Here is a 7,015-nt window from a genome sequence, read left to right as displayed (position 1 = left end):
TCCACCGAGGTGGCATCGCCCTGGCGGCGTGCGCCCAGGCCGGAGTTCAGCTCGGCGAAGGTCAGGCCACCGTTTTCCGAATAGAACACCGGGGCGCTGGTGGACTCGGTGCGGGCACGTTCCACCTTCACGTAGGTGCCGCGCCCGGCCTGCAGGGTGAGGTCGGCCGACGCCAGCGTGTAGTCGTCGCCGGCCCGGTTCTCATCGACGTAGGTGGCTCCCACGCCAACGTGGTCGCCGAACCAATGCTTGGCGCGCACGCCCGCGGTGACCTCATCGGGGTTGAAGCCGGTCGGCAGGTATTCGTAGTCGACCAGCAGCACCTGGGTGTAGCCGTCCAGCGGGGTGTCGCGCGACAGGCGCGGCAGCCCATCCCGTGTGACGATGGACAGCGCGTCGGACAGGATCAACCGGCCCTGGAAGTTGTCGACCTGGTAGTCGGCACCGGGCTGCAGGTCGATGCGCTTCTCCACGCGGCCGGTGGTGGCGTCGCGGATCTCGATGGCGACCTTCTCCGAGCCCGGCAGGATGTCGTTGTGGCGCAGGTAGTACAGGCTGCCGCCGGTGCCGAGGAATTCGCTGTGGCCCGGCGCGGTCTGCGCCTCCGAGCCGAACGCGCGCACTTCGCTGCGGGCATCGCCCCACGGGTTGGTCGCGCGGCTGCGCCAGTTCAGCGCGCCGCCGTACAGCGAACGCGAATACTGGCTGTACTCGGTGCCGGTGAAGCCGGTGTTGAAGTTGCCCCACAGGGCCTGGCTCTTGTCCCAGTCCACCCGGACGTACAGCCGCCCCTGCGTGTCCACGTCGCGGTAGGTGGTGGAGTCGTCGCCATAAACCGGGTAGTACTGGTCCGGGTCCAGGCGGCGGAACACGTCCTGCGGATCGGCATCCCAGAAGCCACGGAACATCTCGTTGACTTCGCGCTCCTGGGTATCGGCCTGCGCGGTGACCAGGTACTTGCCCTTGACCTTTCCCTTCAGATAGAACGCCAGGCGGCCGTCGACCACCAGGTCCTTCTCGTAGCGATCGTCCTGGCCCAGCGGTTCCAGCGAGCCGGACACGCTGTTGCCAGACAGGGTGAAGTCGGCCAGTGCCACGGCGAACATGTAGCGGCCGGTGACGTCGATGTCCAGCTGGTCGCGCACCGTCATGCCGTGGGTGCCGGCACTGATGTCGATGTCGAAGCGGTGCTGGCCCACCGGCACCAGGTACTCGGCGACCAGCTTGCTCTCCATGTCCACCGGCTGCATCTGGCCGTTGATGCGGACGCTGGCCTGCTCGGGCAGGTTGCGGCCCTGGATGCGGATGCGCGAGCCGTAGATCGGGATGTTCTGCTGGCGCAGGCTGTCGCGGCCGAAGCTCTGGTCGACCAGGCTCTGCAGCTGCGCATCGTCGGTGCTGAACGCAGCACCCTTGCTGCGCTCCACCGCGTTGCGCAGCATCTGCGTGCCGCGCTCGGCTTCTTCCGGGCGCACCAGCTGCAGCCGGCTCGGATAGGTTTCGTCGACGCTGCCATCGGCGCCGTAGGCACGCGCGATGTAGACCAGTTCGTCACCCACCTTGGGCCGGTAACCGGACGGCAGGCCGCCGTCCCATTCCAGCGTGGTCGAAGCGGCCACCGGCAAGGCGACGGTGGCGACCGGATCGACCAGGTCGGTGTCGGAGGCACGGAACACCCGCACCTCGGCACGCTGGATGAAGGCCGAATAGTTGTTGAAGGCGTAGAACTGCACCGGCTTGGTGATGCGGCTGCCATCGAACGGCACCAGCGACGGTGCCGACAGGCTGAAGGACGGCTTGCCCAGGTTGGGGTCTTCCGTAGCCCAGATCACGCCGCCATTGGGCAGCTGCAGCGACCACTTGCCAATGGCCACGGCCTGGCCCGGCTGCAACGGCATCGCCGCCTCATTGCCCGGCTTCTCCGCTTCCACCGACACGCGGCGGTCCGGGGCCAGTGCAGCCGAGCCGCTGGCTGCCTGCGGCACCACGGTCTCGCGCTTGCCGCGGCTGTTGATGCGGAACAGCATGCCTTCCTGCCCATTGCAGCCTGCGGCATCACAGGCTGGCTCGACCGCATCGGTTGCCGAGCCACGGGCAATGGCCGGCGCCTGTGCGGCTTGGGCGTAGACCGCCGGGGCCATGCCCGACAGCGCGCACAGCAGTGCGTAATCCAACAGTTTCATCTTCATGGCTTGGCCTCCTGGACAGCACGCTCAGATGGGGCGTTGAGCTCGCCAGGGACGATTTCGACTCGGACATCCTTCCGCTGCGCTTCGGGCATGGCGGCGGTGATGGCATCCAGCACCGCCCGCGCACGACGCATCCCCAGTGCGTCGTTGTGGGCATCGGAAGCCCGGCGGTCGGCATGGCCGGTGATCTTCACCACCCGGCCGTCCATCTCCACCAGGTACGCACCGATGCGACGCAGCAGCGCGCCGTACTCCGGCTTGATGTTGGCCGTGTCGGTGTCGAACAGCACGTTGCCCAGCACCGGCCAGGACGACAGCCCCACCACCGTGCTGTCCGCATCGGTGGTCACCGTGCGCAGGCTGACCCGGGTACGCGCGGCGACCTCGGCGGGCAGTTCGGCCACCAGCGCCTTGCGCACCGCCACGGCGCGCTCGAAGGCCAGCAGCTCGTCCTCGCCCTGCGCACCGATCACCACCTCCCCACCGTCGTGGGCGCGGACCTGCTCGGCCATGCGGCCGATCATCGGCTGGTACTGGCTGCGGATCTGCGCGCTGGCCGGAGCGAACATCACCTGGCCCAGCTCCATCTCCACCTGCTGCGTACCCTGCCCCTTGACCAGGCCCGGCGGCAGCTTCACGCCGAAGTCGAAGCGCACCGGCAGCCCCGGGGTGATGCGGCGTACCAACGGGTTGGCCGTGGTGAACACGCTGCCCGGCGGCAGGGTGGCCGGGTCCACCTTCAGGATGAAGTTGCGACCGCGCTCGTCGCGTCCGCCGTCGATGCCGATCAGGTTGTAGCGACCGAACTGGTCGGTCTCCACCAGCAGCCCTTCGACCGAGGCGATGCGCACGCCCGGGATGCCGCGCTCGTCCACGCCTTCGTTGCGGATGACGTAGTCCACGCGGTAGCCGCCCTCGACCTGGCTGATGCGCCGTTCCACGCTCGGCACGGCCGCGGTCAGGCCGCGGGCGGCGTCGCCGCCGTCGGCGCTGACCACGGTGGTGCCGGCCGCGTCCATGCGTAGCGTCGCGCCCTGGCCGGTGGTCAGCACGAAGTCGCCGGTGAACTCGGGCGCACGCAGCAGCTGGCTGACCACCACCTCGCGTGCCTGCGCCGGATCGGCGTCGGACTGGCGCCCACCGATGCGGCCGATGGCGATGCCATGCAGCAGCGGCGCACTGGCGTCGGGCTCGGGTTGCGGCCCCTTGCCGTGATCGACCGTGGTGGAACTGGCGATGTATGCGCCGGCGGCGAAGCCGCCCTGCACGCGCACGTCGGTCATTTCGGCGCTGTCCTGCCAGCCATCACCGTCGCGGTCGTCGAACACGGTACCGATCAGGGTGGATTCGTCGGTCATCGGGTCGGCCACCATCTGCACCGTGGCGGTGGCCACGTTGGAGACGCGGCTGCCGTTGTCACGCATTTCCGCCGTGTTGGTGTGCAGGCCGGCGCGCACGCCGGCGCCCACGCGCAGCAGGTAGCTGACCGTGGCACGGCCACCACTGGCGATGTCGATCTGGTCCACGCGGATCGGATGGCTGCCGACCTGGCGGCCGACGCCGTCACGGTCCGCCACTTCCAGCGAGCCTTCCACCAGGGTGAAGCCGGCTGGCGGGGTATCGACCAGCGTGCCGTCCACGACGTCGACGCTGCCGATGTTTTCCAGCGTCACGGTGTAGCGGACCAGGTCACCGACCTTCACGTCGCGCGGGTTGGCCTGCTTGGTGACACGCACCTGGGTGCTGCCCTCGACGGTCAGGTTCACCGTGGCGGTGTCGCAGACCGGGGTTGGCACCGACAGGTCGCAGACCCGGTACACGAAGCTGTCCTGGCCCACGAAGCCCGGGTTCGGCGTGTACACGCAGCTGCCGGCGGCGCAGCTCACCGTGCCATTGCCCGGCGGGGTCAGCACCGTCACCGACGCCGGATCCAGCGGCACCCGGGTGGTGGTGTCGTTGCCGATCACGTTGACGCTCACCGGCGTGTCGACCTCGGTCCTGCCCGTGTCGTCGATGGCCTCGATGCGGTTCGGCTTCACCACGATGACGACGGTGGCCGTGTCGCAGGACGCGGTCGGCCTGGAGGTGTCGCACACCCGATAGACGTAGGTATCCGTGCCGGTGAAGTTCGGGTTCGGCGTATAGGTCACCGAGCCGTCCGGATGGACCACGACGCTGCCATTGCCCGGCGGCGTGACCACGGTGACGCTGCCCGGGTCCAGCGGGATGCCGGTGGTGGTGTCGTTGCCGGTCACCGGCGTGGTGACCGGGGTGTTGGGCTCGGTGGTATCGGCGTCGTCCTTGGCCTCGATTTCGTTCGGCAGCACGGTGATGGTCACCGTCGCCGTCGCGCAGTTGGCCGGATTGCCGTTCTCGCAGATCCGGTAGGTGAACGTATCGGTCCCGGCGAAACCCGGTGCCGGCGTGTAGGTCACCGTGCCGTCGGCGTTGATCACCGCATTGCCATTGGCCGGCGTGCTGACCTGGGTCACCGTGACCGTCGTCGGATCCACCGGTTGGCCGTCGAGGCGGTCATTGCCCAGTACCGACACCGTCACCGGCGTGTTCTGCGGCGTGGTCGCCGCATCGTCGCTGGCGGTGATCGGGTGTGCCTTCAGGGTGATGGTCACCGTGTCGGTCGGCGGCACCAACGTACCGCCGGTCGGCGTGCCGTTGGCGGTGGCGATGTTGGTCACCGTGCCTGCAGTCACGTCGGCCTGGGTGACGGTGTAGCTGGCCGTGCAGACCGTGCTTGCAGCGGGTGCCAGCGACGTCACCGGGCAGTTGACCGTGGCGATCCGGTCATCGGCCACGCGCAGGCCGTTGATGGTCACGTTGCCGGTATTGGTCACCGCGTACTGGTAGGTGATGACCTCGCCCACCACCGCATAGGTGGCCTGCTGGGCGGTCTTTTCGATGCTCAGCGATGCGTTCTGCACGACCGGCGTGGTCACCGTCGGCGCGCAGTCCGCCGCGGTGGCACAGGCATCGCGCGTACCGGTGGTGACCAGCGCGGTGTTGATCACCTTGCCGGCATCCACATCGGCCTGGGTCACCGTGTACGTACCGGACAGGGTGCAGGTCGCACCCGGCGCCAGCGTCGTGCAGCCGATGCTGGACGGGGTGAGCTTGCTGTCGGCCACGAGCACGTTGACCAGGGTCATGTTGCCGGCGTTGGTGGCCACCACCGAGTAACTGATCGCATCGCCCACGCCATACGGGCCCGGCGAAGTGACGGTCTTGGTCGAGGTCAGCTTCGGGGTCTGGGTGATCGGTGTGGTCACCGTCGGCGCGCAGTCTCCGGCGGTGGCGCAGGCGCCCGGGGTGTCAGTGCCGATGGTGGCGGTGTTGATCACCTGGCCGGCGTCCACGTCGGCCTGGAGCACGATGTAAGAACCGCTCAACGTGCAGCTCGCGCCCGGTGCCAGCGTCGCGCAGGTGGTACTCGACGGCGACAGCTTGGTATCGGTGACCACCACGTTGGCCAGCGTCATGTTGCCGCTGTTGGTGGCCACCACCGAATAGCTGATCGCATCGCCCACGCCATACGGACCGGTCGAGGTCACGGTCTTGGTCGAGGTCAGCTTCGGCGTCTGCGTGATCGGCGTGGTCACCGTCGGCGCACAATCCGCCGCCACGGCGCAGGCACCGGGCGTATCGGTCGTGATCGCGGCGGTGTTGATGACCTTGCCCGCATCGGCATCGGCCTGCAGCACGGTGTACGAACCGGTCAGGGTGCAGCTCGCGCCCGGTGCCAGCGTCGCGCAGGTGGTGCTCGACGGTGACAGCTTGGTATCGGTGACCACGACGTTGGCCAGCGTCATGTTGCCGCTGTTGGTGGCCACCACCGAATAGCTGATCACATCACCCACGCCATACGGGCCGGTCGAGGTCACGGTCTTGGTCGAGGTCAGCTTCGGCGTCTGCGTGATCGGCGTGGTCACCGTTGGCGCGCAGTCACCTGCGTTGGCGCAGGCGCCAGGCGTATCGGTGGTGATCGCGGCGGTGTTGATGACCTGGCCGGCATTGATGTCGGACTGGAGCACCGTGTACGCGCCGGTCAGGGTGCAACTCGCGCCCGGTGCCAGCGTTGCGCAGGTGGTGCTCGACGGTGACAGCTTGGTATCGGTGACCACGACGTTGGTCAGCGTCATGTTGCCGCTGTTGGTGGCCACCACCGAGTAGTTGATCGCATCGCCCACGCCATACGGGCCGGTCGAGGTGACCGTCTTGGTCGAGGTCAGCTTCGGCGTCTGCGTGATCGGTGTGGTCACCGTCGGTGCACAGTCGCCGGCGGTGGCGCAGGCTCCCGGAGTGTCAGTGCTGACGGTAGCGGTGTTGACCACCTGGCCGGCATTGATATCGGACTGGAGCACCGTGTACGCGCCGGTCAGGGTGCAGCTCGCGCCCGGTGCCAGCGTCGCGCAGATGGTGCTCGACGGTGACAGCTTGGTGTCGGTGATCACCACGTTGGTCAGCGTCATGTTGCCGCTGTTGGTGGCCACCACCGAATAGCTGATCGCATCGCCCAGGCCATACGGACCGGTCGAGGTGACCGTCTTGGTCGAGGTCAACTTCGGCGTCTGCGTGATCGGCGTGGTCACCGTCGGCGCACAATCCGCCGCCACGGCACAGGCACCGGGCGTATCGGTGGTGATCGCGGCGGTGTTGATGACCTTGCCCGCATCGGCATCGGCCTGCAGCACGGTGTACGAACCGGTCAGGGTGCAGCTCGCGCCCGGTGCCAGCGTCGCGCAGGAGGTGCTCGACGGCGTCAGCCGGGTGTCGCTGACCACCACGTTGGTCAGCGTGGCGTTGCCGCTGTT

At 68.1% G+C, this 7,015-nt stretch carries 1 protein-coding gene and 2 pseudogenes; all 3 read right to left on the bottom strand.

What is annotated here, in order from left to right; genetic code table 11:
* Window positions 1-2,189: pseudogene (locus VA603_RS18475) on the bottom strand (hypothetical protein); the annotation flags it as partial.
* Window positions 2,186-6,763: a DUF7507 domain-containing protein gene (locus VA603_RS18470; protein ID WP_323439703.1), complete on the bottom strand. Its 4,578-nt coding sequence runs from the start codon at window positions 6,761-6,763 to the stop codon at window positions 2,186-2,188. The pseudogene VA603_RS18475 and the gene VA603_RS18470, both read right to left, overlap by 4 nt.
* 111 nt (window positions 6,764-6,874) lie before the next feature.
* Window positions 6,875-6,985: pseudogene (locus tag VA603_RS19575) on the bottom strand (hypothetical protein); the annotation flags it as partial.
* Window positions 6,986-7,015: the final 30 nt, after the last annotated feature.

Source organism: Stenotrophomonas capsici (assembly GCF_034961085.1).
Classification (GTDB): domain Bacteria; phylum Pseudomonadota; class Gammaproteobacteria; order Xanthomonadales; family Xanthomonadaceae; genus Stenotrophomonas; species Stenotrophomonas capsici.
This window is presented reverse-complemented; position numbering and strand designations above follow the sequence as displayed.